Here is a 26,916-nt window from a genome sequence, read left to right as displayed (position 1 = left end):
ATGATCCGATTCATTCTAAATAACAAAACCATCACCACTTCAGAGCATTCTGGAATGACCTTACTAGACTTTGTACGTTACGAACAACGTCTTACAGGTACTAAAATTGGTTGTCGCGAAGGTGATTGCGGAGCATGTACGGTTTTGGTTGGCTCTCTTGAAAATGGCGCTATGAATTACCAAAGTATCACCTCTTGTATTTCACCATTAGGGAATGCTCATGGAAAACATATCGTTACTGTTGAAGGTACTAATCTTGAGAACACACTGACTACCTCTCAAGAAGCTATGAAAGATAATTACGCTACCCAATGTGGTTTTTGCACACCTGGTTTTGTAGTTGCATTAACTGGTTTTGCTTTATCAAATTCTGAAAAAAATTATAGTAATGCCTTAGATGCTATAAGTGGTAATATATGTAGGTGCACTGGTTATAAAGCTATTGAAAAAGCAGCACATCAGGTCGTTGGGAAGTTAGAACACAAAAATAACCTTACGAGTTTAATTGAAAATGGATTTATTCCTAAATATTTTTCCTCAATTTTAAAACGACTTCAAGACCTAGAAGCTAAAGATAGAAATCAACCTAAAGGTAAATATATCTCAGGAGGGACAGACTTGTACGTACAGCAAGCTGATCATTTAGCTGATAATGATGTACACCTTATTGCAGAAAAAGATTATTTAAAAGGTATCGTAATTAAGAATAATACTTGTACTATAGGTACTAACTCTACAGTTTCGGATTTGTGGAATCATTCTGAACTCAACACTATATTTCCTAAGCTAAAAAAACACTTAAAGTTAGTATCATCAGAACAGATAAGAAACATGGCCTCGCTTGGCGGTAACTTTGTTAATGCTTCGCCAATTGGTGATATGACTATTTTCTTCCTGGCACTAAATAGCGACATAGGTATTACAACCGAAAATGGGAAAGACCGAAATATCCCTCTAAAAGAGTTTTACCAGGGTTACAAAACTTATGACCTAAAAGACGGAGAATTATTAAAGGATATTCATTTCAAATTACCTGCAAAAAACACATTTTTTAATTTTGAAAAGGTCTGTAAACGAACCCATTTAGACATTGCAAGTGTTAATTCAGCATTATCTATCACTCTTAAAAATGATAAAATTGAAGGTGCTCACGTGTCAATTGGTGGAGTTGCAGCTATTCCAAAATATTTACATAATACCTCTGCATTTTTAACAGGTAAATCTTTGACTTCTGAAACCATACTTGAAGCTTCCGAAGTACTTCAAAATGAAATTTCACCAATAAGTGATGTTCGTGGGACAAGTGATTATAAACGACTATTAGCAAGGCAGTTATTCTTTGCCCATTTTACGGAATTATTCCCTAAGAAATTTACTTTAAACGACTTAGTTCAACATGCATAAAAACAAATCAAATACGGTTTTAGATTCTAAATTAGATGCAATTTCTATGTCTATTAAACAGAGTGTTAAAAACATGGATTCTTATACACATGTCCGTGGTGAATCCTTGTATGTTGATGATATTAATGTGAGACAAGGCACGTTTCATGCTGTCGTGTTTGATTCACCAAAAGCTCACGGTAAAATAAAGTCTATTGATTATTCTAAAGCAGAAGCTTTGGAAGGAGTTGAGTGTATTTTTACTTATAAAGATATTCCTGGAAAAAATCAGATTGGAGGCATCATTCCGGATGAGCCTTTATTTGCTGAGGATGAGGTTCATTTTTTGGGAATGCCCATTGCTTTAATTGTTGCGGAGTCAGAGTTTATAGGCAGAAAAGCAAGAGGTTTAATTGAAATCGAAATTGAAGACTTACCTGTCATCACTACTGCAAAGCAAGCAAAAGCAAAAGGCAGCTTGATTAATACTCCACGATTGTTTTCTTTAGGTAATACTGAAAAAGCGTTTAAGGATTGTGATTATATTTTTGAAGGGGAAACCTTCTCAAACGGACAAGAACACCTATACATTGAAGCACAAGGCGCTTATGCTGAACCCCTTGAAAACGGAAACATAAAAATCACCTCATCTACACAAGGTCCAACAGCGGTTCAAAAAACAACGGCACAAGTTCTAGGTCTAGCTATGCATAACATCGAAGTAGATGTTACACGTTTAGGTGGTGGGTTTGGAGGAAAAGAAGACCAAGCGACCCCTTGGGCTGTGATGGCTGCTTTAGCAACGTATCACTTAAATCAATCCGTAAAGTTGATATTAAATCGTCATGACGATTTACGCATGACTGGCAAGCGTCATCCTTACGAAAGCACTTATAAAATTGGTTTATCAAAGGATTTAAAAATTTTAGCTTACGAAGCTGAATTTCTTCAAAATGCTGGTGCAGCAGCAGATTTATCGCCAGCTGTGGCAGAGCGTACGTTGTTTCATGCTACTAATAGTTATTATGTGCCGAATGTAGAAGTTTCTGTTGCAAGTTGTAAAACCAACTTACCACCAAACACGGCATTTAGAGGTTTTGGTGGACCACAAGGCATGTTTGTTATTGAATCTGCTATTGCTAAAGTAGCTCATGAAATAGGCGTATCACCAAGACAAATACAAGAAGCTAATCTTCTAGACGATAACGATGTATTTTCCTATGGGCAGATTGCTAAAAAAGTAGAAGCTAAAAACACTTGGAAATCTGCTAAGTCAATTTATAAAATTGAAGTTATAGAAAAAGAAATTGAAGAATTTAACAAGTCAAATAACGCTTTTAAAAAAGGTATGGCATTGATGCCTATTTGTTTTGGTATTTCGTTTACCAACACACCGATGAATCATGCACGTGCATTGGTTCATATTTATTTAGATGGAAGTGTTGGTATTAGTACAGCTGCCGTAGAAATGGGTCAAGGAGTAAATACAAAAATGATGCAAATTGCAGCACAAGTATTCTCTATACCTTTAGAAAAAATTAAAATTGAAACTACAAATACTACCAGAGTGGCCAACACTTCACCTTCTGCTGCAAGTTCTACTGCAGATTTAAATGGAAAAGCTACTTTAAAAGCCTGTAAAGCTTTACTTGGTCGTTTAAAGACTGTAGCTTCCAAAACTCTAAATGTTTCTAAAGAGCAGATTGCATTGAAAGATGAATACGTCTATATCGATGGAAAAAAATCAGATCTATCATGGAATGAGCTCATTAGTAAAACTATGTTGATACGTATTGCATTAACAGAAAATGCACATTACGCAACACCAGAAATTCACTTTGACAAAACCAAGGAAAAAGGCCATCCTTTTGCCTATCATGTATATGGAACAGCAATTATCACAACAACCGTAGATTGTATGCGTGGCACTTACAAATTTGATTCGGTAAAAATTGTTCATGACTATGGTAAAAGTATGAGTAAAGGCATTGATTTGGGGCAGGTAGAAGGTGCTTTAATTCAAGGTATTGGTTGGATGACTATGGAAGAAATTGCCTATAACGATAATGGTCGATTACTTTCTAATGCTTTATCAACATATAAGATTCCCGATATATTCTCTGTACCAAAAGAGGTAGAAGTGATTCCTGTAGAAACGCTTGGTCACGAACACGCTATACTAAAATCTAAAGCAGTTGGCGAACCACCATTAATGTATGGTATTGGTGCTTATTTTGCAATTCAGAATGCGATAAAGGCGTTTAACCCAAACTATGATTTAAAGTTTCACGCTCCTATGACTCCAGAAAAGGTACTCATAAGCTTGTATGAGAACAATCAATAAAAGCATTCACTGTATCTTAATTTATATCAATAATTGATGAGTTAGAAAAACAGGTGGCTTGTTTGTCATATAAAATTAGCGCACAATATAAACTTATAAATGAAAAATAGTTTATTAAATTTACCTTCTGTTTCAATAAAAGTTGGAGCCTCTTAAAAACTCACTTAAAATATTAATAAGATTATTGTTTTACAGATAGTTGTATGATTTCACAAAACACCATAGCTCAAGTATTTGAAACTGCTCGCGTAGAGGAAGTCATAGGTGATTTTGTACAGCTAAAAAAATCAGGAAGTAACTTTAAGGGTTTAAGCCCTTTTAGTGAAGAACGCACACCTAGTTTTATGGTATCTCCTGTAAAGCAAATCTGGAAGGACTTCTCCAGCGGTAAAGGAGGAAATGCAGTAACCTTTTTAATGGAGCATGAGCATTTCACTTATCCTGAAGCTATAAAATATCTGGCCAGGAAGTATAATATTGAGATTGAGGAAACCGAGCGAACTGACGAAGAAAGAGCCCAAGCTGATGCTAGAGAAAGTCTGTATCTGGTTAGTGAATATGCTAATACATATTTTCAAAAGACGTTGCATAAAACTGACCAAGGAAAAGCTATTGGTCTAAGCTATTTTAAAGAACGTGGGTTTACAGAAGATATCATAAAAAAGTTTCAATTAGGCTACTCATTAGACGAATGGCAAGCCTTTACGGATGATGCTTTGGGCAAAGGCTATAATTTAGATTTTTTGGAACAAACAGGCTTAACTATTGTTAAAGACAACAAGCGTTTCGATAGGTTCAAAGGCAGAGTGATGTTCCCTATCCACAGTATGAGTGGACGTATTTTAGGTTTTGGAGGTAGAATTTTAACCAATGATAAAAAAGCTGCTAAGTATCTTAATTCTCCAGAAAGTGAGATCTATCATAAAAGTAAGGTACTGTACGGTTTATATTTTGCCAAGCAAACTATTGCCAAAGAAGATAATTGTTATCTGGTTGAAGGTTATACAGATGTTATTCAGTTTTACCAGACTGGTGTTAAAAATGTAGTATCCTCTTCAGGTACGGCTTTAACATCAGAACAAATTAGATTAATAAACAGACTGACCAGTAATATTACCGTACTTTTTGATGGTGATGCGGCTGGAATCAGAGCTTCTATTCGTGGTATAGATTTAATTCTTGAACAAGGTATGAATGTTAAGGTCTGTACGTTTCCCGATGGAGAAGACCCTGATAGTTTTGCAAAATCCAATACTTTAGAAGAGCTTAATGAATACCTCAATAGTAACGCTAAGGATTTTATTAGGTTTAAGGCATCATTATTAGTAAAAGAAGCAGATAACGACCCTATAAAGAAAGCAGAAACAATTCGAGAAATTGTAAATAGTATTGCAAAAATTCCAGATGCCATTAAGCGCGAGATTTATGTTCAAGAATGTGCCTCTATAATGGATATCAGTGAGAATGTATTGTTTAGTACACTGGCACAAATCTCTAAAAAAGAATTTCAAGACGCCAATAAAAAATATAAGCAAGAACAAAAAGCTTTTGAGGTTGTAAAAAACGAACCTCAACAAAAACAAAAGGTAGATGTACAATACGAATTAGAACGGAAAATAATAGAAATATTGATGCTCTATGGAGACAGAACAGAGCAATTTGAAGATTTGGTATTAAAAGAAGATGAAGTATCTGGCGAATTACTTTTAGAACCCGCTATACACGAAGCTCGGGTATTCGAAAAAATATATCTCGACCTGCAAGAGGATGAAATGATGTTTTCTAATGTAAAATTCAGGGAACTGTATTATTCTATTATTGATAAATTGAATCAAGATGAGAACTTTTCGACCAAAGATTTTATCAATCAATTAGACCAAGAGTCGGCTGGAGAAGTTACCAGTATATTAATGGAGAACGAAAAATATAACCTTCACGATTGGGAACGCAATCAGATTATTCCTAAAGAAAAGGAACATTCAGTCTCTCAACTGGTAAGCCAAACTATTTTAAGTTTACGCTGTTATTTAATAGACCTAAAAGTGGCCGAATATAAAAATGAGACATTAAAAGACAATGCAGATTCGCGCTCAATCATAGAAGACGTTAAAGACTATGTTGGACTTAAAATGCTTTTATCTCGAAAACTAGGAAAAGTAATCGGAGGTTATACGGCTAAGTAAGATTATGATGCTTGGCCTGATGAATTAAATCTACTATATTAGTAACATTTAGTTTCTTAAAAAGCCTTGCTTTATATGTACTTACTGTCTTCTCATTAATATCTAATTCCTGAGCAATCTCCTTATTTTTTCTACCAATAGATAGTAATTTTAAGACTTCAACTTCTCTGGTGGACAATTTTTTAAACATACGACTTCTACTCTTTCGAGTATCTTCATAGCGCAAATGTTTATCCATTTTTTCACTAAGCGATACTTCGCCACCATGGATCTTTCTAATGGCAGTTTCTATAGCTTCTATATCTGCTGTTTTGTTTAAATAACCTGAGGCACCTGCTTTTAAGGTACTAATAGCATATATCTCTTCAGGTTGATGACTAAACATCAATACGTTAACAGATGGGTTTTCCTTTTTAATTGCTCTAAGTGCAGTAATGCCATTAAGCTCTGGCAAATCAACTTCTGAAATGATAACGTCTACCTTGTGACGCCTTACAAATTCAAAAATCTCTATACCACTACTTAACTTACCTACAACTTTTAAATCGGGTTTACTTTTTAAGAACAATTCTAATCCAGTTCTTACAATAGGATGACTGTCAACAATCAAAATGTGTATCATGACAATTGAATTTGGTTAGGGGTTAATTAGCACAATAGCAAAAACTAAGTTAAAAGTATCGCGGAGATTTGTTTGGTAAATGTAACTAAAAATTAAACAGTCTAAACAATTTATTCGATAAACTGCAATTTTTATCTTAATTCCTTAGGAATTTCACAAATAGGTATTGGAATCATTTTATGTTGATTTCTAGAATTGTAACTCATAAAAATCTTAAAAACTTCACGTTTTCTGCCTGTAAAATCATCGACAGTTTTTCCTTCACCTTTCATCTGCATAGCCCATTCTAATTCTGGATAAGATGCTCCTATTTGGTCTTCATCACTACGAGCATCACCAAAAAGTCCATCGCTTGGCGCGGCTTTCATAATAGATTCTGGCACTCCCAGATACTCGCCAATAGCATATACTTCAGATTTTAATAAATCAGCTATTGGACTCAAATCTACCCCACCATCACCGTATTTTGTATAAAACCCAACACCAAAATCTTCAACTTTGTTTCCAGTACCAGCGACTAAATATCCCAATAAGCTTGCATGATAATATAAAGTTGTCATACGTAAACGAGCACGTGTATTAGCTAATGCCATATCTACTGTAGCCTGTTTACCATCTAAACTTACCTCAGTTTTAAATTCTTCAAAAACAGGAGTTAAATCCACACGTGAATCACTAACATTAGGAAATCGTTTTTTTAACTGCAAGATATGTTCTTGCGCTCTCGTAACATGACTTGCTGCTTGATGAATAGGCATTTCTATACACAAAAGATCCAGACCTGTTTTGGCACAAAGTGTTGAGGTTACGGCAGAATCAATACCACCAGAAATACCAATAACAAAACCATTAACTCTGGCTTTTATAGCATAGTCTTTTAGCCAATTTACAATATAATCAACAACCTTTTCTGTTTGCATAATGCTTAAATTTTACAACAAAGAGTGTACCTTTGTACAACAAAAATAACAGAAACGTGTTAGGATTAAAAATGTTTCGTAAAATGTCATTGAGAATTTACATTATATTAATATTTGGTGGAGTTTTGGTATCCTGCAACAAGGATTCTAAACTTGAAGGCGAAATTGCTAAAATCGAAGCAGATTATACCATTGAGCGTTTTGATAAAGCATTTTCTGCTGCTAAGCCTAAAGACTTATCCAACCTAAAGCAAGCTTATCCGTTTTTGTTTTCTAAGCATGTACCAGATTCTATATGGGTATACCGCATAAATGACACCTTACAGGATATGTTATTAAATGAGGTAGGAACTTCTTTTGCAGATCTTAAAGATGTAAAACAAGATTTAACTAGCTTATTTCAGCATTTAAAATACTATGATAAAACTTTTACCATACCAAGAGTAATAACGTTAACTAATGATGTAGATTATAGAAATAAAACTATAATCACGGATTCTCTTGTACTTATTGCCCTAGATAACTTCTTAGGTAAAGACCATGATTTTTATCAAAGTATTCCTCGTTACTTGGCAGCAAATTTGGCAAAAAATCAAATTATCCCAGAAGTCACTGAAGGCTATGCGAAAAAGTATGTGTTTCAAACACAGCGTAAAACATTATTAGATGAAATGATTTACTTTGGAAAGTTACTTTACTTTAAGGATATAATGATTCCGTTTATACCTGACGAAGAAAAGATAGGCTATACAATACAGCAAATAAAATGGGCAGAAGCTAATGAAAGTCCTATTTGGAGTCATTTTATTGAAAATGAAATGTTATATAGTACTGACAGCAAATTACCTAGCAGGTTTATTGCAGATGCCCCATTTTCTAAATTTTACTTAGAATTAGACAATGAATCACCAGGACGATTAGGACAATATATTGGTTGGCAAATTGTAAGAGCTTATGCCGAAACTACAGATGAAGGCGTGATGAGCATTTTACAAAAAGAACCGCAGGAAATTTTTACTAAATCTAAATTTAAACCCAAAAAATAATGGCAAAAACCATAACATCTAAAATAGAACTTAACGTAGAACTCGATGAAAACCGTGTGCCAGAAAAATTAAACTGGTCTGCACAAGATGGTGGTGTAAATAATGAGGAAGCTAAAGCTATTATGTTATCTGTTTGGGATAGTAAAGCTCAAGAGACTTTAAAGATTGATTTGTGGACCAAAGATATGCCAGTCGATGAAATGAAACTTTTTTTTCATCAAACTTTAGTCACCATGAGTGACACCTTTTTGCGTGCCACCCAAGATGAAAAAATGACGGCTACTATGAAAGATTTTTGTGATTACTTTGCTGAAAAATTAGAGCTGAAAAAATCATAGTTCTTTACTAAAAGTTGCATTTAAATAAGCATTATAATCAGGCTTAGGCACTTGTTTTAAAATGTGAGATGTCCATGCCAGACGTTCATGATTTATAATTTCTAGCTCCCAAATACAAGGTGCCAATCCATCACCCGAAATTTTAATAAATGTATTAGGCGTATCATATTTGGTCATAAAAATATGAGTGTTTAGCATATTATTGCCAACCCACCAATTTATTAAAGAAAATACACCTTCTGTACCAGCATGAATAATTAAAAAACCAATATTATTATGAGCAGAGTTAAAACTATTTTTAAGCTCTAACCATTGTGATAATTGCGCCTTAGTACTTTTATATAAATCTTGGTGATTAAACGCATCATTTTTGCTAATAGTATAGATTTTTATTTGCCAGTCATTAACCATACAGAGCTCTTCAAATTTTATTTTTCTTGGCTTATAGTTTGTCATTAATTTAATACGCTGATATATTGATTTTTAAATAATATCATCATTTTATGGTCATAGTAGGTATTATCAACTTTCATAAAGTTTTTTTGCGTACCATATTCTATGAAACCTATTTTTTTATATAGCCGTTCTGCATTTTTATTGGTTGCTATAGCAGCAATTTCAATTTGTTCAATACCGCTAATTTTAAAAGCTTCTTCAATAGTATATTTTATAAGTCTTAAACCGATATTTTGCCTCTGATAATTTGGAGAGACATATACCTGTATTATTCGACCTTTATGGGCTATTTTAATTTTTTTATATCGATTAAAGCCTGATATACCAATTAAGTCATAACCATTATAAGCACCTATAACAAAATTGTTAGGGTCTGATGCTTCTATACTAGATTGAAAAAACAGCTTTACTTTTTCTTTTTCAGTATTGAAATCTGAAGTAAAATTAAAAGGATAGTTTTTTAAGCATTCTAGCCTCATTTTTCTGTAGGAATTTGATTCTTCTGGGCAAAGTTTCCTGATTTGAACTTCCATTTATAACAACAATTTATACAATCATACGCTTTTAGTGCTTTTCTACAAAAGCTTTAAACTGTCGCAGCCACTTTTCAGCAGGTTTTTTATACATACTTGGGAATAATATCGCAATGAGTCGCGGCATTACCCAATTAATACGTGTGTATTCATACTCGTATTCATATCTGGTTTTCTGATCACTTAGTGCAGTGAAGTTACACTTCATAGTATTATCCATATGTATATGATGGTAATGAGCTTCAAAAGTATGTGGTAGTTCATTTTTGGTAATAGTCTCAGTGAGTTCCATCTCATTTTTACCATGTTTGTAATACATTTTTGCAATGGCTCCTGTTTGCCCTTCATCACCGCTTACATTGACTTTTTTTATAAATCCATTGATATTCTTTAAGATTATTTGGGTCTGCAAAAAGCTCAGTAACCTTGCCTAACGATTGATTAATGTCTATAAATCCTTTATGTTTCATTAGATAGAAATTTTATTATACTCTAAAGCTTTAGTAACCCAATACTCCAAATCAGTATCCATATCAAAACCTTGAGGAGTGATAAAAATATAACCCTTCATTGGTCGGCCTGTAAAATCCATAGGTAGACATTCTTCTTTATGGATGTTCTTTTGATAGGCTTCAACACCAATTTTTGCCATTAACAGACTATCCCCATATTTTTTATCGATATGAATACCACAGCACATTTTATTATTAACCATAAAAACTAAACCACCCATCATTTTCTTATCATAGAAAGGTACTTTTTTAGCCTGCATAATTTGACGTATCCTATCTGCAAGATGCTCATCGAAAGCCATAGTTAAAGGTAATAATTTATTTTTTGAATAAATAGTCTACTATTATTTCTGCAGCAACTCGACTTCCTTTTAAAGAAGGATGAAAACCATCATTAGAGTAATAGTCAAAATTTTCAGTAGCGTCAAAATGAGTTTTCCAGATTTCTCCAACTGGTAAAAGCATAGCATTATTTATACGAGCGGCTTCTCTATGATTTTTGATAACTCCATCAAAAGTGTTATAATAGGTCAATGATGGCCAAACCATAAAATAGCATAATTGCGCACTATTTTCTTCACATAAGTTGCTGTATTTTTTACCGTAATTAACAAGAATTTCTTTCCCAAATGCCTGGGAAGATGGTCCTTGTTGAACAATAACAAAATCGTACTGCTTAGAACGTATTTCTTTTTGGATAGTACCATCGTTCCAATGATCTATTAAAGCATAGTTTGGAAGCGCAATCATTGTAGTAGTTACACGAACGCCTTTTTCTTTTGCTATAACTTTAACAAGTTTTGGAAGATCATTAGTGTATGTTAAACTATTGCCTATAAATAATATAGTGCTTGATCTTTCTTTAGCATTTTTGGTTGACTCTGGTGATTTAAAAGAGGTACAACTTTGGCAAATCATTAAGTAGATTATTATTTGAATAATCTTTTTTGTACTACTCATTTGATGCATCTACTAATTTAATTTTTTACTTCGATTATAACAAAGTAAACTAATTAAGTGCTATTAAATTTCTTTTAGAAGTGAAATAAGGGGTAACATCAAAAAAATCTGAAGTCCTTGAAAAAATATAATCTGGATTTTCAACCTGCCTCTCCATAAATTTTGTAGTGTCGTAAATCTCCCAAATAGTGAGTTGATTCAGTTTTCCTTGTTTGGTCTTTTTTTCTGCTTTATACTTCAAAATTATTTTGTCAGCCTCATTATGATTTACCATTTTCATAATTTTCCTTGATGTAGTTCCACTGTTTATAATATTCGAAATCCAAAAGGTTTTGTTGCTATTATTAGCACGTTTTGGTTTCCAATTAAGCATACTCGACAAACTAGGCCTAGCCCTGTTATTAGCTTTACTGACATTATCAGCTTCGAGCAATGCATATTCGGTATTTTCAACTAATGTCTCCTTTGGGAGTTTTTGTTGATGTAAATACGTTATAGGTGCTTCAAGTTTTTTTATAATAGCCTTTGGTCTAATATTAAACTTTGGTTGAATATTAATATTAGATATATCCATAACTTTTAATCTTATTTTATGCTTTTTTATAGTAACATCATTAATAGTTTCATGCCTTAACAAGGTCATTATTATCCTTTTATCAGGCATTTTAGCTTGCACAACAAGTCGACCCAATGGAGTTCCGTGTAATGGAATTCTAATATCCTTGGCACCTACTTCTACAGTTTTTTCAAAATCTTGATTAAAAATCTCTACGCTGTAAATGATCTTGTTACTTGCTAAGATTAGACTGTCACCACTTTGATTAAGACTATGCTTTAATTCTTTAGCCCTAAAATTAATGTTTTGTAATAATGTTGACTTTTGACCATAAGATATCAACATCAAAAACATAAAAACCAATATGGATAAGTTTCTAAGCATTAAAAATGGATTAATAGAATACTGTTAAATAATATTGAGGAACAACAGTATTGGTAGAAGCTAAATTATTCAACAACTTCGTTTTACTAAGAAATTTAAGATGCTCTGCATTTTTTTTGGCTAATATGCTTCACACTTCGTTGTAATACATAAAAACAGGATTTAAATGTTAGTCTCAACTATATATTGTGCTGTATTTTTTTAAATTAGCTTATGCGAAAAATACTATTTGGTGTCATTATTACTTTAATCGTTCTTTTTACCTTTAAGTATTGTGGAGATAAAAAGGAAGAAGCAATTGTATTAAAAGAAAACACAACTTTAATTCAAGAACAGATTAAAAACGTAGGTAAACTTGTCGTAACTGAGGGTCACTTTAGTGAAGTATTTACCTATAAAAATTCTAAAGCAGTTTTTGCAGATTTATTAGAAGCTGAAAAAAGAGCTATTGTAATTGTTAATGCTGATGTTACGATAGGATATGATTTAAGTAAAATAGAGTATAAAGTAAACGAAGCTACTAAAACTTTACAAATATTAAGTATTCCTGAAGAAGAAATAAAAATCAGTCCAGACTTTGAATATTATGACATCCAAGCCGATTTTTTGAATCAATTTGAAGCTAATGATTACAATGAAATTAAGAAGACCATTAACACCTCATTGATGAAAAAAGTTGAAGCTTCAGACTTAAAATCTAATGCACAAAATCGGTTAATAAGTGAGCTTTCAAAATTTTTTATTTTAACAAATTCTTTGGGCTGGACATTAGAATATAATCAAACACCTATCGAATCCATAGAAGGTCTTCAAAATTTAAAATTATAGCTTATTTTTTACACTTACCCAACCTCCACCATTAATGGCATTAATATTATTTAAATTTAAAAACTTAGCAGCCTTTGCAGAACGCACACCACTCTCACAACAAACAATAACTGGTTTATCACCTATTTTTAATTCGTTTACTCTATTCCTTAGTTCATCTAAAGGAATATGAACAGAGTTTTCAATATGTCCCGCATCCCATTCGCGCTGCGTTCTAACATCTAATATAATAGCATCATTTTGTAAGTATGTTTCAACCTGACGCTTTTTGGCACCAAAAATAAAATCTAAAAATCCCATAGCTTCTTTTTTGCTTAAATTTACGAATAATATAAGATTTTAGTTATTTGAAACAAGAAACTCGCAAACAAGAAATCATAAGAATAGCAGCCAAACTCTTTAAAGAAAAAGGGTATAGTGCAGTTACCATGAGAGACCTTGCAAAAGCTATGGGAATAAAAGCAGCAAGCCTCTATAATCATATAAATTCAAAGCAAGATATTCTCAAAACTATCATAATTTCTTTAGCAGAAGAGTTTACAGAAGGCATGAAGTTGATTCAAACTTCAGATGAAAATTGTATTGATAAATTGAAGAGCATAATTGAACTACATGTAAGGATATCTAGCCAAAACATATATGGTATGGCATCTTTGAATAATGATTGGATGCACCTTGAAGAAAAACTAGAATATTATCAAAAACTACGTATAGATTATGAAAATGATTTTAGAAATATTCTTAAAGAAGGCATAGTATCTGGTGAGATAGTAAATGTTAAACCAGATGTTATGATGTTTTCTATACTAACCACTTTACGGTCATTATATATTTGGATACCTAAGAAAGAAGACCTTAACCTCGAAGAACTGTCAAGTACATTGAGTAAAATCCTGATAACAGGAATTAACAAATAGTTTAGATTTTATTTTATAACTTTGCTGAACAAACTAACAATTGTTAGTCTAGTTCCTGTGAAGACAGGAATCTCATTATTAGAAGTTGTAAGTATAATTAAAAGACACCTGTTTTCGCAGGCATAAAATGGCAGAATTTCACAACTTAAAAGTTGAAGATATTTATAAGGAAACAGAAGACACATCCGTTGTAACTTTTGATATTCCTATAGAATTGCAAGAGGCATTCAGCTTTAGGCAAGGACAGCATTTAACCTTGAAAACTGATATTAATGGAGAAGATGTTCGGCGCTCGTATTCACTATGTTCCAGTCCAAATGAAGCTAAGTGGCAAGTTGCAGTAAAGCAAATTCCAGGCGGTAAATTTTCAACTTATATTAATAAAGAATTGAAGGTTGGAGATTGCCTTGATGTAATGTCACCAAGTGGGACATTTGGTGTTGAGGTGAAAGAAAATACTGCAAAAAACTACTTGTTTTTTGCGGCAGGTAGTGGAATTACACCTGTTCTCTCAATGATAAAAACGCATTTGGCTTCCGAGCCGAATTCAACTTGTAAGTTATTTTACGTTAATAAAACAGCAAAATCTATTATCTTTAAAGAAGAACTTGAGCAACTTAGAAATAAATATTTTGGAAGATTAGAAATCTATTATTTCTTAACCAAAGAACGAAGAGATATCGATTTATTTAATGGGCGTTTTAATGATGAGAAAATGCAAGTGCTCTGCAAAACATTTATCGATATTCCTGACACTAGCGAGGTGTTTCTATGTGGCCCAGAACAAATGGTCAATTATGTAAGTAATTATCTAATTAATGTAGGATTACCAAAAGAGCTGGTACATTTTGAGCTATTCGTAACTGGATTATCGGAAGAAGATATTAAACGTACAGAGCGTTTAGCGCAGCAAAATGTAGAAGGTATAGAAGTCACAATTGTTGATGGCGGAAAAGAGTTTTTATTCACCATGACTAAGGAATATGATAACATATTAGATGCAGCACTTGGTGCTGGAGCAGATTTACCTTTTGCCTGTAAAGGTGGTGTATGTAGTACCTGTAAATGCGAAGTGAAAGAAGGTTCTGTAGAAATGAAAATTAACTACGCACTAGACGAAAAAGAAGTGTCACAAAACTTGGTGTTGAGTTGCCAAGCTGTACCAACAACAGAAAAAGTAGTAGTAGACTTTGATGTCTAGGGAAAATATATTGAAAAAGAAAAATAAGTTTCACTAGCTAAAAGCGAAGAGCTAATAGCCAAAAGCTAAAAGAAATGAGTGAAGAACAAATTAAAAGCTTAGAAAAACAATTTAACGAACGTATTGAACGCGACGAGAAAATTGAACCTAAAGATTGGATGCCAGAGAAGTATCGCAAAACACATATTAGACAGATATCTCAGCATGCACACTCAGAAATTGTTGGTATGCTACCAGAAGGCAATTGGATTACAAGAGCACCATCATTAAGGCGCAAAGTAGCCTTACTGGCTAAAGTGCAAGATGAGGCTGGTCATGGATTGTATTTGTACAGCGCTTGCGAAACGCTTGGTGTTTCTCGGAATGAACTATATGAGCAGTTGCATACCGGAAAAGCCAAGTATTCTAGTATTTTTAATTACCCGGCTTTAACATGGGCAGATATGGGAGCAATTGGCTGGTTGGTCGATGGTGCTGCCATTATTAATCAGGTGCCATTATGTAATACATCCTACGGACCCTATGCAAGAGCAATGATTCGTGTTTGTAAGGAAGAAAGTTTCCATCAAAGACAAGGTTTTGAAATTATGTTGAAGCTTTGTAATGGTACACCAGAGCAAAAAGAAATGGCTCAAGATGCTTTAAATCGTTGGTGGTGGCCAAGTTTAATGATGTTAGGGCCAACTGATGACAAATCGGTGCATACAGAACAATCTATGAAATGGAAATTAAAGCGTAAAACAAATGATGAGTTACGCCAACAATTTATTGATCAAACAGTGCCACAAGCAGATGTATTAGGATTAACAATACCAGATTCAGATTTAAAATGGAATGAAGAACGTCAAAGTTATGATTTTGGCGAAATTGATTGGGATGAATTTTGGCAGGTAGTCAAAGGTCATGGACCAATGAATAAAGAGCGTATGAAAGCAAGAGTCGGTGCATGGCAACGTGGCGAATGGGTACGAGATGCAGCTATGGCCTATGCTGATAAGAAACAGGCGGAAAAAGAAAAACAAGCAGTTTAAAGAGATATTAGAATTGAGATGTGAGATATATTAGCTTTATTCGCTCTTTTTTCTAAAATCTAAAATCTAAAATCTTATGTCTAAAATTAAAAACTGGCCCCTTTGGGAAATCTTCGTAAGAAGTAAAAACGGATTAGAACATAGACACTTTGGAAGTCTTCACGCAGCCGATGCTGAAATGGCGCTCGAAAATGCACGTGATGTCTATACCAGACGAAATGAAGGTGTGAGTATTTGGGTTGTAGAATCTAAGCATATTACAGCGTCAAACCCTGAAAATAACGGAGAATTATTTGAGCCTGCTCAAGATAAAGTCTATCGTCATCCTACATTTTATGATGTGCCAGACGAAGTAAAACATATGTAACATTCCTGCGAAGGCAGGAATCTCATTAAGAGAAACTATGAATAACAATTTATACAATTACATTCTCGGTATAGCAGACAATAGCCTTATTCTTGGACAAAGATTAGGTGAATTAACTGGTCATGGGCCGAGTTTAGAAACTGACATTGCTTGCACTAATATTTCGTTAGATTTGTTTGGACAAGTACGCAGCTACTTTCAATATGCAGGTAAAATTGCAGGAGATGGACGCTCTGAAGATGACATAGCAATGCTCAGAAAAGAGCGTGACTATAAGAATGTACTTTTGGTTGAGCAACCAAATACTAATTTTGCATATACAATTGCTAGACAATTTTTATTTGATGCTTACCATTTAGCTTTTTTGGGAGAATTACAAAAAAGTACAGATTTAACATTGTCTGCAATTGCTAATAAATGTGTCAAGGAAGTAAGTTATCATGAGCGTTTTTCTTCAGATTGGGTAAAACGGTTAGGTGATGGTACTGAAGAAAGTCATCAAAAAATGCAAAACGCAATTGACGATTTATGGACGTATACGGACGAATTATTCCATCAAACAGAAGCAGATAAAGCAATGGTAGAAGAAGGAATTGGTGTTGATATCACTCAGCTTAAGGATAATTATTACAAGTATGTTTCAGAAGTTTTAGAAGAGGCAACTATAGAGGTTCCAGATATTAAATACTTCCAAAAAGGAGGTAAACAAGGAATTCATACAGAGCATTTAGGTTATATTTTAGCTGAATTACAATATATGCAACGTGCTTATCCTAATATGGAATGGTAACAAATTCCTGTGAAGGCAGGAAACTCATTAATGAAACTTAATGTTGCCTTGAGCGTAGTAGAAAGGTCTAAATTATATGACAGCAACAGAACAAAATATTGACAAAAAACTTATACCTATACTAGAACAAGTATCAGACCCTGAAATTCCAGTTTTGTCTATTATGGACATGGGTGTTGTACGTTCTGCGGTTATTGAAGGAGATATTGTTAAAGTTGAAATTACACCTACATACAGCGGATGTCCTGCAATGGATGTTATTGGTGACGATATTAAAAAAGCATTAAAAGATGCAGGTTATAAGTCTGAAATTGATTTGATTTTGTATCCAGCTTGGACAACCGATTGGATTACACCAAGAGGACGCAAGGCATTAGAAGATTATGGCATAGCAGCACCCTTAGACGCGGAAGCAGATAAAGATGTGTTACTTAATGGAAAACGAATGGTTAAGTGCACCAATTGCAGTTCGCAAAACACTAGACTAGTAAGTCAGTTTGGTTCCACGGCATGTAAAGCACAATTTCAGTGTGATGATTGCCAGGAACCTTTTGATTACTTCAAATGTTTGAAATAACAACTTGTTGTCATCCTGAGTATATTTCAGGATTTCATCAAGAAAAAATAGTATTAAAAAAGAATTTAAGTCCAATTAAGGTATGAGCGACAAAAAATCTTTAATGTTAGGGTTACGAACTACCATTTATATGGTAAGCGATATTGTAGAAGGCACAGAATGGTATTCGAAAGCTTTTAATACCGAACCTTATTTTAATGAGCCTTTTTATGTCGGTTTTAATATTGGCGGATACGAATTAGGTTTGCAATCCGAAGAAAGAGATATCGATTCAAAAACGGAAAATGTATTTTCTTATTGGGGCGTTAACGATATACAGGAAGCCTATCAACATTTAATAAATTTAGGCGCTACAGAGCACGAAGCACCTAATAATGTTGGCGATGATATTATGGTGGCTAGCCTTTACGATCCATGGAAAAATATAATAGGAATAATTTACAATCCACATTTTAAACTTTAGTTTTCACGAAGGTGAGACTCTCATAAAAGACAATAGAGCATGAGTTCAATAGAATTAAAAATAGAAAATAAAGTAGCGCGTATTACTCTAAATCGGCCAGAAGTATTTAATAGCTTTAATCGTGAAATGGCTTTAAGTCTTCAAAATATTTTAGACGACTGCGAAGCAAATCCAGAAGTTAGAGCCATTGTGCTTACAGGAAATGGAAAAGCATTTTGTGCAGGTCAAGATCTAAAAGAAGTAACGGATCCAGAATTAAATCCTGGGTTTAAAAAGATTTTAGAAGAACACTATAATCCAATCATTACAAGATTACGCGCAATAAAGAAGCCAATCATTGGAGCTGTAAATGGGGTCGCAGCAGGCGCAGGAGCAAACATAGCTTTAGCATGTGATATTGTTGTTGCTCATGAGAAGGTAAGCTTTATTCAAGCGTTTAGTTTAATTGGTTTGGTGCCAGATAGTGCAGGAACCTTCTTTTTGCCAAGATTAATTGGTTTTCAAAAAGCTCAAGCCTTAGCAATGCTAGGTGATAAGATTTCCGCGGAAGAGGCAGAAAAAATGGGAATGATTTACAAGTCTGTATCGTTAGATGACTTTGAAGACACCATTAATCAACTAGCCAATAAGCTTGCTAATATGCCGACAAAAGCATTAGGCTTTATTAAGGAATTGTTTAATAAATCCATGACCAATACCTTAGAAGACCAATTGGCTTTAGAATCTAAATTGCAAATTGAAGCAGCGAGCAGTAATGATTATGCAGAAGGTGTTGCGGCATTTATAGAAAAGCGTAAACCGAATTTCAAAGGAAATTAATTGGATAAACAAACTCTCATAGAAGTCCATAACAGAATAAAACCATTTATTCATAAGACGCCAGTATTAAGCTCCAACTTGATAAATGAAATGGTTGGTGCAGATGTTGTATTTAAATGTGAGAACTTTCAAAAAATGGGTGCCTTTAAAATGAGAGGAGCGGCCAATGCTATTTTATCGCTTTCATATGACGAAATGCAACGAGGTGTGGTAACACATTCTTCAGGAAATTTTGCTCAGGCAGTATCATTAGCGGCACAAAAACTTGAAGTAAAAGCATATATCGTAATGCCAGAAAATGCACCACAAGTCAAAAAGAATGGTGTAAAAACATATAAAGGTGAGATTATAGAATGTGAATCGACACCTCAAGCAAGGGAAGCCACAGCAAATAAAATAAAAGAGGAAAAGGGAGCGTCTTTTTTACATCCATCAAATCAAGATGAGGTAATTTATGGCAATAGTACAGCCGCTATGGAGTTACTAGAGGAATATCCAGAATTAGATGTAATTTTAACACCAGTTGGTGGTGGTGGATTGATTGCAGGTACGGCTTTGGCGGCGCATCATTTTTCAAATAATTGTACAGTGATTGGCGGCGAACCTATGGAAGCAGACGATGCATATCGTTCTTTAATTTCTGGTAAAATAGAAAAGAATGATAGTTTTCATACGGTTGCTGATGGCTTAAGAACACATTTGGGAGACCGCAATTTTCCGATTATTCAAAAGCATGTCGATAAGATTATCCGTGTCGAAGAAGCCGAAATTGTAAACGCCATGCAGCTTATTTGGGAACGCATGAAAATTATAATAGAGCCCTCATGTGCTGTTCCGTTTGCCGCAGTACTGAAGAATAAAGAAGAATTTAAAAATAAGAATGTCGGAATTATTTTGTCTGGCGGAAATGTAGATGTCAAAAATCTACCATTTTAATATAAAACTATGAACGTAGGAATTATAGGTTCTGGAACCATGGGAAGTGGCATAGCGCAAGTTGCTGCCACTGCTGGTTGTCAAGTAAAGTTATACGACACTAATCAAGCTGCTTTGGATAAAGCTAAAGCGGCATTAGAAAAAGTATTAAGTCGTCTTATTGAAAAAGGTCGAATTGATGCCGATGAAAAAGAGAGGATTCAATCTAATATCTCTTATGTTGATAGTCTGAAAGATTTATCAGATGCTGACCTAACGATTGAAGCGATTGTCGAAAACCTTGATATTAAAAAGAAAGTCTTTTCAGAATTGGAAGGCTATGTGGCTGATGATTGTATTATCGCCTCAAATACTTCTAGTTTATCAATAGCATCCATTGCGGCATCTTTGGAGAAACCAGAACGCTGCGTTGGGATTCACTTTTTCAATCCAGCACCTTTAATGAAATTGGTTGAGGTGATTCCTGCTATTCAAACATCTGAGGTTGTACTTCAGAAGTCAATTGAAACCATTTCTGATTGGAAAAAAGTAGTAGCAGTAGCAAAAGACACACCTGGTTTTATAGTCAATAGAGTAGCCAGACCTTTTTATGGTGAAGCATTAAGAATCTATGAAGAAGGTATTGCAGATTTTGCAACCATTGATTGGAGTTTAAAAACCATTGGAGGATTCAGAATGGGACCATTTGAATTAATGGATTTCATTGGCAACGATGTTAATTATACGGTGACTGAAACTGTGTTTACGGCATTTTATTTTGACCCAAGATATAAACCAGCATTTACACAAAAGCGATTTTCTGAAGCGGGTTATTTAGGGCGTAAATCAGGTAGAGGCTATTACGATTATTCTGAAGGTGCGACTAAACCAAGCCCAATAGAAGATAAAGGTTTAGCAGAAAAAATATGTAATCGTGTTTTAGTTATGCTAATTAACGAAGCAGCAGATGCATTGTTTTTAAATATAGCATCTGCTGAAGATATTGATAATGCCATGACCAAAGGTGTTAATTATCCGAAAGGTTTATTGGCTTGGGCCGACGAGATAGGCATCGATAAATGTGTGACTGCATTAGATAGATTGTATGATGAATATCACGAGGATAGATACCGTTGTAGTCCACTATTACGTAAAATGAATAGAGAACATAAAACATTCTTTTAATGCAAGGCGATAAAATTCCATATAAGATGCTATCACTAGACCCATTTAGCACCTGGATGGGGATTGAAATATTGGAATGTGAAGTTGGACGTTGTAAGGTGGGTATGAAAGTGAGAGGTGATATGCTAAATAGTATGGGTAAAGCACATGGTGGCATTAGCTATACCTTGGCAGATACAGCCTTTGGGTTTACGGCAAATACGCATGGTAAATATGCCGTGTCTATTGAGACCAGTATTAACCACATTGAAGCCCTTGAAGAAGGTGATTATTTAGTTGCAGATTGCACTATTGAAAAAGTAAATAACAAACTAGGTTTTAATATTATAGAAGTTAAACGAGAAGACGAATTAGTAGCACTTTTTAAAGGAGTGGTTTACAGGACTCAAAAAGATTGGGAATAAAGGAATTATGAAAGAAGCATACATAATAGACGGAATTAGAACACCAATAGGAAATTATAAAGGCACATTATCAGCTGTTCGTACAGACGATTTGGGAGCAATAGTTATTGAAGAAATCGTGAAACGAAATCCAAGCATTCCTAAAGACGCTTATGATGATGTCATTATGGGTTGCGCTAACCAAGCAGGCGAAGACAATCGTAATGTCGCACGGATGTCCTCACTATTAGCAGGATTACCATTTACGGTTCCTGGCGAAACAGTCAACAGATTATGTAGCTCTGGTTTATCTGCAATCATTCACGCCAATCGTGCAATCAAATCAGGTGATGGCGATGTATTTATTTCAGGAGGAGTTGAGAATATGACTCGTGGGCCATATGTTATGGCGAAACCATCAAGTGCTTTTGGTGGAGATTCAAAAATGTATGATTCAACCTTTGGTTGGAGATTCATTAACCCAAAAATGCACAAGTTATATGGAACTGATGGCATGGGAATGACTGCAGAAAACTTGGTTGAGAAATATAATATTTCGAGAGAAGACCAAGATAGGTTTGCCTATTGGAGTCAGATGAAGGCATCTAAAGCTCAAGAAAATGGGAGACTAGCCAAAGAAATAGTAACAGTTGAAATTCCGCAACGTAAAAAAGACCCAATTCAATTTTCAAAAGACGAATTTGTAAAACCAAATACGTCACTTGAAGTTTTAGGGAAATTGAGAGCTGCTTTCAAAAAAGAAGGTGGTAGTGTTACTGCAGGAAATTCTTCAGGATTAAATGATGGTGCAGCTGCAACAATTATTGCTTCAGAAGATGCAGTTAAAAAATATGACTTAAAACCTTTAGCACGAATTGTAAGTTCTGCTGTTGTAGGTGTAGAACCAAGAATTATGGGAATTGGCCCTGTGCAAGCGTCTAATAAAGCATTAGAGAAGGTAGGGTTGACCATGGATGATATGGATGTGATTGAGCTTAATGAAGCTTTTGCTGCACAAGCATTAGCCTGTACAAGAGCTTGGGGATTAGCCGATGATGACCCAAGATTAAATCCCAATGGAGGTTCCATAGCAATTGGGCATCCATTAGGAGTGACAGGCGCAAGAATAGCCTATTCTGCAGCCTTAGAATTACATGAACAAAATAAAAAGTATGCTTTAATCACCATGTGCATTGGTGTAGGTCAAGGTTATGCAGCAATAATAGAACGTGTATAGATGAAGATTTTAGTTATAGGAGGAAACGGAACTATCGGAAAAAAAGTTAGTGAAAGACTAGCTCAAAAGCATGAGGTGTTTATCGCTGGACGTAATTCAGGTGATGTGACTGTTGATTTTTCAGATTCAAGTTCTATTAAATCAATGTTTGAATCCGTTGGTAAACTAGATGCTATTGTTGCCATTGCTGGTGATGCGAAATGGGATAAGTTAGATAATTTGTCTGAAGACGATTTTTACATAGGTATTAAAAGTAAAATGATGGGTCAGGTTAATGTGGTTAGAATAGGAAAAGACTATCTAAATTCTGGAGGCTCAATAACATTGTCTACCGGAATATTAGCTGATGATCCAGTAGATATGACAACAAGTGCTGCTATGGTAAATGGTGCAATCAATAGTTTTGTAAAAGCCGTGGCTTTAGAGTTGGAAGATGGAAAGCGTATCAATGTCGTTTGCTCTGATTTGGTAGAGGACTCTTTTGAAAAATATAAGGACTATTTCCCTGGAAATACACCAGTACCAATGCACAAAATTGTAGATGGTTATGTGAAATCCATCGAAGGGAAAATTACAGGAAGAATTTTAAGAATAATGGCTTAAGTTATTATGGAAAAAATACAACATTACGTTCAAGGGAGTTGGACAACAGGAAAAGAAGAAGGGACACCAATTTTGGATGCCATTACTGGTGAAGCATTTACGAGTGTAGCCATTGAAGGTTTAGATATTCCTGAAATCTTAAACTACGGAAGAACAAAAGGAGGAGAGCAACTTCGTAAGATGACCTTTCAAGAGCGAGGGAACATGCTTAAGAAATTAGCATTATATCTTACAAAAAGAAAGGATGCGTTTTATGAATTGAGTTATAGAACTGGTGCTACCAAAGTAGATAGTTGGATAGATATCGAAGGTGGTTTCGGTAACCTATTTGCTAACGCTTCATTAAGAAAACTATTTCCCAATCAACCCTTTCATGTAGAAGGTGATGCTATTGATTTATCACGCGGTGGACGTTTTATGGCGCATCATATTATGGTGCCAAAGAAGGGTGTTGCTGTGCATATTAATGCCTTTAATTTCCCGGTTTGGGGTATGTTAGAAAAATGTGCCGTGAATTGGATGGCTGGCATGCCTGCTGTGGTATTACCAGCGCCTTCGTCATCATATTTAGCAGAAGCTGTTGCAAGAACAATTATCGACTCAGGTATTTTACCAGAAGGAGCGCTTCAAATTATAAACGGAACGGTTAGAACAATATTAGACACTGTAGAATCTCAAGATGTGGTTACATTTACGGGATCTGCTCAAACGGGTCGTTTATTAAAAGCACATCCTAGATTGATACAAGAATCTGTGCCATTTACTATGGAAGCAGATTCCTTAAATGCTTCTATTTTAGGTGAAGATGCAGTTCCAGGAACGCCAGAATTCGATTTATTTATAAAAGAAGTTCGTAAAGAAATGACTGTAAAAGCTGGACAAAAATGTACAGCCATAAGACGAATTATCGTTCCAGAGAATTTGGTAGAAGATGTACAAATTGCTTTAGAAAAAGCATTAGATAAAGTTACGATTGGTGATCCAAGATTAAAAGAAGTGAGAATGGGTTCTTTAGTAAGCCATCAACAAGTTCAAGCCGTTAGAGATTCGGTAAACGATTTGGCTAAGGAAGCACAAATCGTCTATGGTGATTTAGATAAAATTGAAACCATAGGTGCAGATGCGAAAAAAGGCGCATTTATAAGTCCAATTCTATTACGTGCAGATCATCCATTCCAAAACACAGTCATTCACGAACGTGAAGCCTTTGGTCCTGTAAGTACAATCATGCCTTACAAGAGTTTAGATGAAGCAGTGAAACTAGCACAAATGGGTAAAGGATCTTTAGTATCTTCTATTGCGACGTTTGATGATAAAATTGCAAGAGATTATGTAGTCAATGCAGCCAGTCATCATGGTAGAATTTTAGTCATGAATCGCGAAATGGCTAAAGAAAGCACAGGTCACGGTTCACCATTACCATATTTAGTTCATGGAGGTCCAGGACGTGCAGGTGGAGGTGAAGAAATGGGAGGTATGCGAGGTATAAAGCACTATTTGCAACGTACCGCGATTCAAGGGTCGCCAACAACGATTACTGAGATTACAGGAATATATCAGCAAAAAGCAAAATATAAAGAGGCAGAACAGCATCCATTTAAATACCATTGGGAAGATATTCAACCCGGTATGTCTATGAAAACGCATAAGCGTACCATTACAGATTCAGATATTATAAGCTTTGCTAACGTGACTTGGGACCATTTCTATGCGCATACAGATATCACATCTTTGGACGGAAGTATTTTTGAAAAGCGGACAGCTCATGGGTATTTTATAATATCTGCAGCAGCAGGTTTATTTGTGTATCCAAATAAAGGACCCGTATCAGCAAACTATGGATTGGAAGAATGTCGATTTTTACGTCCATTATACCACAACGATACGATTTATGTACGTTTAACTTGTAAGCAGAAAATAGATAGAGACGTCGCTTCAGCAGAACATCCAAGTGGTATCGTAAAATGGTTTGCAGAGATTTTTGATGCTGAAGATGAACTAGTGGCTTTAGCAACGGTGCTAACAATGGTTCAGAAAAAGCAAGAAGTTTTTGTTGAAATGACTGACGACAAGATTGATGAGTGTTTATCAAAACTTTCAGAAGATACAAAACCAAAATGGGGAATCATGACACCTCAGCATATGTTAGAACATTTAGAGTATACCTATAAAATTGCTGCTGGGGAAATTCAGAATTTTGAAATTTCAACCCCTGAAAAGATTTTAGAAAAAGTAAAAAACAGCCTTTGGAATTATAATAAGTTTCCTCAGAATTCACAATTTCCATTGTTAGAAAAGGATACACTTGATGACTTAAAGCATGCTGATTTTGCTACTGCCGTTGAAAGTTTCAAAGCGCAACGTGAAGCTTATTTAGAATATTTTAAAGCAAATCCAGATGCTACATTAAGTAATATGGTATTTGGAGAGTTAAATAAGTATGAGTGGTATTTAATGGAAAGAAAACATTTAAATCACCACTTTGAACAATTTGGATTAATATAGTTTTGTCATTCCGCACTTGATGCGGAATCCACTATTAAGTAATAATTAAAAAATAGATTCCTGCCTACGCAGGAATGACAAATAAAGAAAATAATATGAGTGACCCTTATGTTAAGCAAACCATAGAAAACGAAGTAGGATACATTGAGTTTTTTCATCCGGCGCACAACTCTTTACCAGGAGATATATTAGCTAAACTAGCACAAACCATAACTGATGCTGGAAACAATGACGACATAAAAGTTATTGTTTTAAAAAGTGGAGGAGATCGTACATTTTGTGCTGGAGCAAGTTTTAAGGAACTCATTAATATCAATGATGCAGCAACAGGAAAAGTATTCTTTTCAGGATTCGCTAATGTGATTAATGCGATGCGAAAATGTCCGAAGTTTATTATTGGACGTATTCAAGGTAAAACTGTAGGTGGAGGTGTTGGATTAGCCGCTTCAACAGATTATTGCATGGGAACTAAGTTTGCAGCCATTAAGCTAAGTGAATTAAATATTGGTATTGGACCTTTTGTGGTTGGACCTGCTATAGAACGTAAAATGGGATTAAGCGCAATGTCTCAGATTGCCATAGATGCTAATTCCTTTTATCCAGCAGAATGGGCAAAACAAAAGGGCTTGTTTACTCATGTTTATGAAAGCACTGAAGAGTTAGATGAAGCTGTGAAAACAACAGCAGAGCATTTATGCTCATATAACACTGAAGCTATGCTAGAAATGAAAAGAGTATTCTGGAAAGGCACAGACGACTGGGATGAACTTTTAGCAGAACGTGCACAAACAAGCGGTAGATTAGTCTTGTCAGATTTTACTAAAGAGAAACTGAAAGGGTTTAAATAGAATTGTCATT

General features: G+C 34.7%; 30 protein-coding genes. 21 read left to right on the top strand and 9 right to left on the bottom strand.

Annotated features, from left to right (window positions below; all coding sequences use genetic code 11):
* The 3 genes from Q0912_RS00895 to dnaG all read left to right on the top strand — a co-directional run bounded on the left by Q0912_RS00895 (nt 1) and on the right by dnaG (nt 5,910).
* Nucleotides 1-1,404, top strand: a complete 1,404-nt coding sequence (locus Q0912_RS00895; RefSeq protein WP_299110991.1) for an FAD binding domain-containing protein — start codon at nt 1-3, stop codon at nt 1,402-1,404.
* The gene (locus Q0912_RS00890) at nt 1,397-3,727 is read left to right on the top strand and encodes a molybdopterin cofactor-binding domain-containing protein (protein WP_299110989.1); all 2,331 of its coding nucleotides are present in this window, start codon (nt 1,397-1,399) and stop codon (nt 3,725-3,727) included. Before Q0912_RS00895 ends, Q0912_RS00890 begins: the two co-directional genes overlap by 8 nt.
* Before the next feature lie 203 nt (nt 3,728-3,930).
* Complete coding sequence (dnaG, locus tag Q0912_RS00885) at nt 3,931-5,910, top strand: DNA primase (RefSeq protein ID WP_299110987.1); 1,980 nt, start codon at nt 3,931-3,933, stop codon at nt 5,908-5,910.
* Here dnaG and Q0912_RS00880 read toward each other — a convergent pair.
* Entirely contained in the window at nt 5,903-6,532 is a 630-nt protein-coding gene (locus tag Q0912_RS00880; RefSeq protein ID WP_299110985.1) for a response regulator transcription factor, read from the bottom strand. The genes dnaG and Q0912_RS00880 overlap by 8 nt on opposite strands.
* 131 nt (nt 6,533-6,663) lie before the next feature.
* Complete coding sequence (gene nadE / locus Q0912_RS00875; RefSeq protein WP_299110983.1) at nt 6,664-7,452, bottom strand: NAD(+) synthase; 789 nt, start codon at nt 7,450-7,452, stop codon at nt 6,664-6,666.
* 83 nt (nt 7,453-7,535) lie between these two features.
* On the opposite strand from nadE, the gene gldB reads away from it, so the two are divergent.
* Entirely contained in the window at nt 7,536-8,498 is a 963-nt protein-coding gene (gene gldB / locus Q0912_RS00870) for a gliding motility lipoprotein GldB (RefSeq protein ID WP_299110981.1), read from the top strand.
* On the top strand, nt 8,498-8,836 hold the full coding sequence (gene gldC / locus Q0912_RS00865; RefSeq protein WP_299110979.1) for a gliding motility protein GldC: 339 nt from the start codon (nt 8,498-8,500) through the stop codon (nt 8,834-8,836). Before gldB ends, gldC begins: the two co-directional genes overlap by 1 nt.
* Here the strand turns inward: gldC and Q0912_RS00860 are convergent.
* Genes Q0912_RS00860 through Q0912_RS00835 form a run of 6 tightly spaced genes read right to left on the bottom strand, consistent with a single transcriptional unit; the run spans nt 8,831 to nt 12,237 of the window.
* A complete protein-coding gene (locus Q0912_RS00860) occupies nt 8,831-9,292 on the bottom strand; it encodes a hypothetical protein (RefSeq protein ID WP_299110977.1) in 462 nt (153 codons plus the stop codon). The two genes, gldC and Q0912_RS00860, sit on opposite strands and share 6 nt — an antisense overlap.
* Nucleotides 9,292-9,825, bottom strand: a complete 534-nt coding sequence (locus tag Q0912_RS00855) for a GNAT family protein (protein ID WP_299110975.1) — start codon at nt 9,823-9,825, stop codon at nt 9,292-9,294. The genes Q0912_RS00860 and Q0912_RS00855 overlap by 1 nt, the downstream gene beginning before the upstream one ends.
* Before the next feature lie 31 nt (nt 9,826-9,856).
* Nucleotides 9,857-10,237 carry an SRPBCC family protein gene (locus Q0912_RS00850; protein WP_299110973.1) on the bottom strand — a complete coding sequence of 127 codons (381 nt, stop codon included), beginning with the start codon at nt 10,235-10,237 and terminating at the stop codon, nt 9,857-9,859.
* Between the two features lie 57 nt (nt 10,238-10,294).
* On the bottom strand, nt 10,295-10,639 hold the full coding sequence (locus Q0912_RS00845; protein ID WP_299110971.1) for a TfoX/Sxy family protein: 345 nt from the start codon (nt 10,637-10,639) through the stop codon (nt 10,295-10,297).
* Nucleotides 10,640-10,655: 16 nt separating this feature from the next.
* Nucleotides 10,656-11,297, bottom strand: coding sequence for an SGNH/GDSL hydrolase family protein (locus Q0912_RS00840; protein ID WP_299110968.1), 642 nt, complete (start codon nt 11,295-11,297; stop codon nt 10,656-10,658).
* A 49-nt stretch (nt 11,298-11,346) separates the two neighbouring features.
* Complete coding sequence (locus tag Q0912_RS00835; RefSeq protein WP_299110965.1) at nt 11,347-12,237, bottom strand: hypothetical protein; 891 nt, start codon at nt 12,235-12,237, stop codon at nt 11,347-11,349.
* 213 nt (nt 12,238-12,450) lie between these two features.
* Between Q0912_RS00835 and Q0912_RS00830 the strand changes: the two genes are divergently transcribed.
* Nucleotides 12,451-13,065 (top strand): DUF4230 domain-containing protein, encoded by a 615-nt coding sequence (locus Q0912_RS00830; RefSeq protein WP_299110962.1) that lies wholly within the window; start codon nt 12,451-12,453, stop codon nt 13,063-13,065.
* Here the strand turns inward: Q0912_RS00830 and Q0912_RS00825 are convergent.
* The gene (locus Q0912_RS00825; RefSeq protein ID WP_299110959.1) at nt 13,060-13,365 is read right to left on the bottom strand and encodes a rhodanese-like domain-containing protein; all 306 of its coding nucleotides are present in this window, start codon (nt 13,363-13,365) and stop codon (nt 13,060-13,062) included. The genes Q0912_RS00830 and Q0912_RS00825 overlap by 6 nt on opposite strands.
* 47 nt (nt 13,366-13,412) lie before the next feature.
* On the opposite strand from Q0912_RS00825, the gene Q0912_RS00820 reads away from it, so the two are divergent.
* From Q0912_RS00820 to Q0912_RS00750, 15 genes are all read left to right on the top strand, one after another.
* The gene (locus Q0912_RS00820; RefSeq protein ID WP_299110957.1) at nt 13,413-13,982 is read left to right on the top strand and encodes a TetR/AcrR family transcriptional regulator; all 570 of its coding nucleotides are present in this window, start codon (nt 13,413-13,415) and stop codon (nt 13,980-13,982) included.
* Nucleotides 13,983-14,109: 127 nt separating this feature from the next.
* A complete protein-coding gene (locus Q0912_RS00815) occupies nt 14,110-15,183 on the top strand; it encodes an FAD-binding oxidoreductase (protein ID WP_299110955.1) in 1,074 nt (357 codons plus the stop codon).
* Between the two features lie 74 nt (nt 15,184-15,257).
* Nucleotides 15,258-16,214, top strand: coding sequence for a 1,2-phenylacetyl-CoA epoxidase subunit PaaA (paaA, locus tag Q0912_RS00810; protein ID WP_299110953.1), 957 nt, complete (start codon nt 15,258-15,260; stop codon nt 16,212-16,214).
* A gap of 76 nt (nt 16,215-16,290) precedes the next feature.
* Nucleotides 16,291-16,581: a 1,2-phenylacetyl-CoA epoxidase subunit PaaB gene (paaB, locus tag Q0912_RS00805; protein WP_299110951.1), complete on the top strand. Its 291-nt coding sequence runs from the start codon at nt 16,291-16,293 to the stop codon at nt 16,579-16,581.
* A 37-nt stretch (nt 16,582-16,618) separates the two neighbouring features.
* Nucleotides 16,619-17,371 (top strand): 1,2-phenylacetyl-CoA epoxidase subunit PaaC, encoded by a 753-nt coding sequence (paaC, locus tag Q0912_RS00800; protein WP_299110948.1) that lies wholly within the window; start codon nt 16,619-16,621, stop codon nt 17,369-17,371.
* Nucleotides 17,372-17,447: 76 nt separating this feature from the next.
* Nucleotides 17,448-17,948, top strand: a complete 501-nt coding sequence (gene paaD, locus Q0912_RS00795; RefSeq protein WP_299110946.1) for a 1,2-phenylacetyl-CoA epoxidase subunit PaaD — start codon at nt 17,448-17,450, stop codon at nt 17,946-17,948.
* 82 nt (nt 17,949-18,030) lie between these two features.
* Nucleotides 18,031-18,411, top strand: a complete 381-nt coding sequence (locus tag Q0912_RS00790) for a VOC family protein (RefSeq protein ID WP_299110943.1) — start codon at nt 18,031-18,033, stop codon at nt 18,409-18,411.
* Between the two features lie 39 nt (nt 18,412-18,450).
* Complete coding sequence (locus tag Q0912_RS00785; RefSeq protein ID WP_299110940.1) at nt 18,451-19,230, top strand: enoyl-CoA hydratase-related protein; 780 nt, start codon at nt 18,451-18,453, stop codon at nt 19,228-19,230.
* Nucleotides 19,231-20,166: a pyridoxal-phosphate dependent enzyme gene (locus tag Q0912_RS00780; RefSeq protein WP_299110938.1), complete on the top strand. Its 936-nt coding sequence runs from the start codon at nt 19,231-19,233 to the stop codon at nt 20,164-20,166.
* 9 nt (nt 20,167-20,175) lie between these two features.
* Nucleotides 20,176-21,330, top strand: a complete 1,155-nt coding sequence (locus Q0912_RS00775) for a 3-hydroxyacyl-CoA dehydrogenase NAD-binding domain-containing protein (RefSeq protein WP_299110936.1) — start codon at nt 20,176-20,178, stop codon at nt 21,328-21,330.
* Complete coding sequence (locus Q0912_RS00770; protein ID WP_299110934.1) at nt 21,330-21,734, top strand: hotdog fold thioesterase; 405 nt, start codon at nt 21,330-21,332, stop codon at nt 21,732-21,734. Before Q0912_RS00775 ends, Q0912_RS00770 begins: the two co-directional genes overlap by 1 nt.
* Before the next feature lie 7 nt (nt 21,735-21,741).
* The gene (pcaF, locus tag Q0912_RS00765) at nt 21,742-22,950 is read left to right on the top strand and encodes a 3-oxoadipyl-CoA thiolase (protein WP_299110932.1); all 1,209 of its coding nucleotides are present in this window, start codon (nt 21,742-21,744) and stop codon (nt 22,948-22,950) included.
* The gene (locus Q0912_RS00760; RefSeq protein WP_299110928.1) at nt 22,951-23,553 is read left to right on the top strand and encodes a short chain dehydrogenase; all 603 of its coding nucleotides are present in this window, start codon (nt 22,951-22,953) and stop codon (nt 23,551-23,553) included.
* 6 nt (nt 23,554-23,559) lie between these two features.
* The gene (gene paaZ, locus Q0912_RS00755) at nt 23,560-26,058 is read left to right on the top strand and encodes a phenylacetic acid degradation bifunctional protein PaaZ (RefSeq protein WP_299110926.1); all 2,499 of its coding nucleotides are present in this window, start codon (nt 23,560-23,562) and stop codon (nt 26,056-26,058) included.
* Nucleotides 26,059-26,153: 95 nt separating this feature from the next.
* Entirely contained in the window at nt 26,154-26,906 is a 753-nt protein-coding gene (locus tag Q0912_RS00750) for an enoyl-CoA hydratase/isomerase family protein (protein ID WP_299111889.1), read from the top strand.
* Nucleotides 26,907-26,916: the final 10 nt, after the last annotated feature.

Origin of the sequence: uncultured Winogradskyella sp., from assembly GCF_947498345.1 — a bacterium.
GTDB lineage: Bacteria > Bacteroidota > Bacteroidia > Flavobacteriales > Flavobacteriaceae > Winogradskyella.
This window is presented reverse-complemented; position numbering and strand designations above follow the sequence as displayed.

Bases quoted from the DNA above. Each gene is read 5' to 3' on its own strand.
- Q0912_RS00895 (WP_299110991.1), top strand. From the start codon at position 1: ATGATCCGATTCATTCTAAATAACAAAACCATCACCACTTCAGAGCAT.
- Q0912_RS00890 (WP_299110989.1), top strand. From the start codon at position 1,397: ATGCATAAAAACAAATCAAATACGGTTTTAGATTCTAAATTAGATGCA.
- dnaG (WP_299110987.1), top strand. From the start codon at position 3,931: ATGATTTCACAAAACACCATAGCTCAAGTATTTGAAACTGCTCGCGTA.
- Q0912_RS00880 (WP_299110985.1), bottom strand. From the start codon at position 6,532: ATGATACACATTTTGATTGTTGACAGTCATCCTATTGTAAGAACTGGA.
- nadE (WP_299110983.1), bottom strand. From the start codon at position 7,452: ATGCAAACAGAAAAGGTTGTTGATTATATTGTAAATTGGCTAAAAGAC.
- gldB (WP_299110981.1), top strand. From the start codon at position 7,536: ATGTCATTGAGAATTTACATTATATTAATATTTGGTGGAGTTTTGGTA.
- gldC (WP_299110979.1), top strand. From the start codon at position 8,498: ATGGCAAAAACCATAACATCTAAAATAGAACTTAACGTAGAACTCGAT.
- Q0912_RS00860 (WP_299110977.1), bottom strand. From the start codon at position 9,292: ATGACAAACTATAAGCCAAGAAAAATAAAATTTGAAGAGCTCTGTATG.
- Q0912_RS00855 (WP_299110975.1), bottom strand. From the start codon at position 9,825: ATGGAAGTTCAAATCAGGAAACTTTGCCCAGAAGAATCAAATTCCTAC.
- Q0912_RS00845 (WP_299110971.1), bottom strand. From the start codon at position 10,639: ATGGCTTTCGATGAGCATCTTGCAGATAGGATACGTCAAATTATGCAG.
- Q0912_RS00840 (WP_299110968.1), bottom strand. From the start codon at position 11,297: ATGAGTAGTACAAAAAAGATTATTCAAATAATAATCTACTTAATGATT.
- Q0912_RS00835 (WP_299110965.1), bottom strand. From the start codon at position 12,237: ATGCTTAGAAACTTATCCATATTGGTTTTTATGTTTTTGATGTTGATA.
- Q0912_RS00830 (WP_299110962.1), top strand. From the start codon at position 12,451: ATGCGAAAAATACTATTTGGTGTCATTATTACTTTAATCGTTCTTTTT.
- Q0912_RS00825 (WP_299110959.1), bottom strand. From the start codon at position 13,365: ATGGGATTTTTAGATTTTATTTTTGGTGCCAAAAAGCGTCAGGTTGAA.
- Q0912_RS00815 (WP_299110955.1), top strand. From the start codon at position 14,110: ATGGCAGAATTTCACAACTTAAAAGTTGAAGATATTTATAAGGAAACA.
- paaA (WP_299110953.1), top strand. From the start codon at position 15,258: ATGAGTGAAGAACAAATTAAAAGCTTAGAAAAACAATTTAACGAACGT.
- paaB (WP_299110951.1), top strand. From the start codon at position 16,291: ATGTCTAAAATTAAAAACTGGCCCCTTTGGGAAATCTTCGTAAGAAGT.
- paaC (WP_299110948.1), top strand. From the start codon at position 16,619: ATGAATAACAATTTATACAATTACATTCTCGGTATAGCAGACAATAGC.
- paaD (WP_299110946.1), top strand. From the start codon at position 17,448: ATGACAGCAACAGAACAAAATATTGACAAAAAACTTATACCTATACTA.
- Q0912_RS00790 (WP_299110943.1), top strand. From the start codon at position 18,031: ATGAGCGACAAAAAATCTTTAATGTTAGGGTTACGAACTACCATTTAT.
- Q0912_RS00785 (WP_299110940.1), top strand. From the start codon at position 18,451: ATGAGTTCAATAGAATTAAAAATAGAAAATAAAGTAGCGCGTATTACT.
- Q0912_RS00775 (WP_299110936.1), top strand. From the start codon at position 20,176: ATGAACGTAGGAATTATAGGTTCTGGAACCATGGGAAGTGGCATAGCG.
- Q0912_RS00770 (WP_299110934.1), top strand. From the start codon at position 21,330: ATGCAAGGCGATAAAATTCCATATAAGATGCTATCACTAGACCCATTT.
- pcaF (WP_299110932.1), top strand. From the start codon at position 21,742: ATGAAAGAAGCATACATAATAGACGGAATTAGAACACCAATAGGAAAT.
- Q0912_RS00760 (WP_299110928.1), top strand. From the start codon at position 22,951: ATGAAGATTTTAGTTATAGGAGGAAACGGAACTATCGGAAAAAAAGTT.
- paaZ (WP_299110926.1), top strand. From the start codon at position 23,560: ATGGAAAAAATACAACATTACGTTCAAGGGAGTTGGACAACAGGAAAA.
- Q0912_RS00750 (WP_299111889.1), top strand. From the start codon at position 26,154: ATGAGTGACCCTTATGTTAAGCAAACCATAGAAAACGAAGTAGGATAC.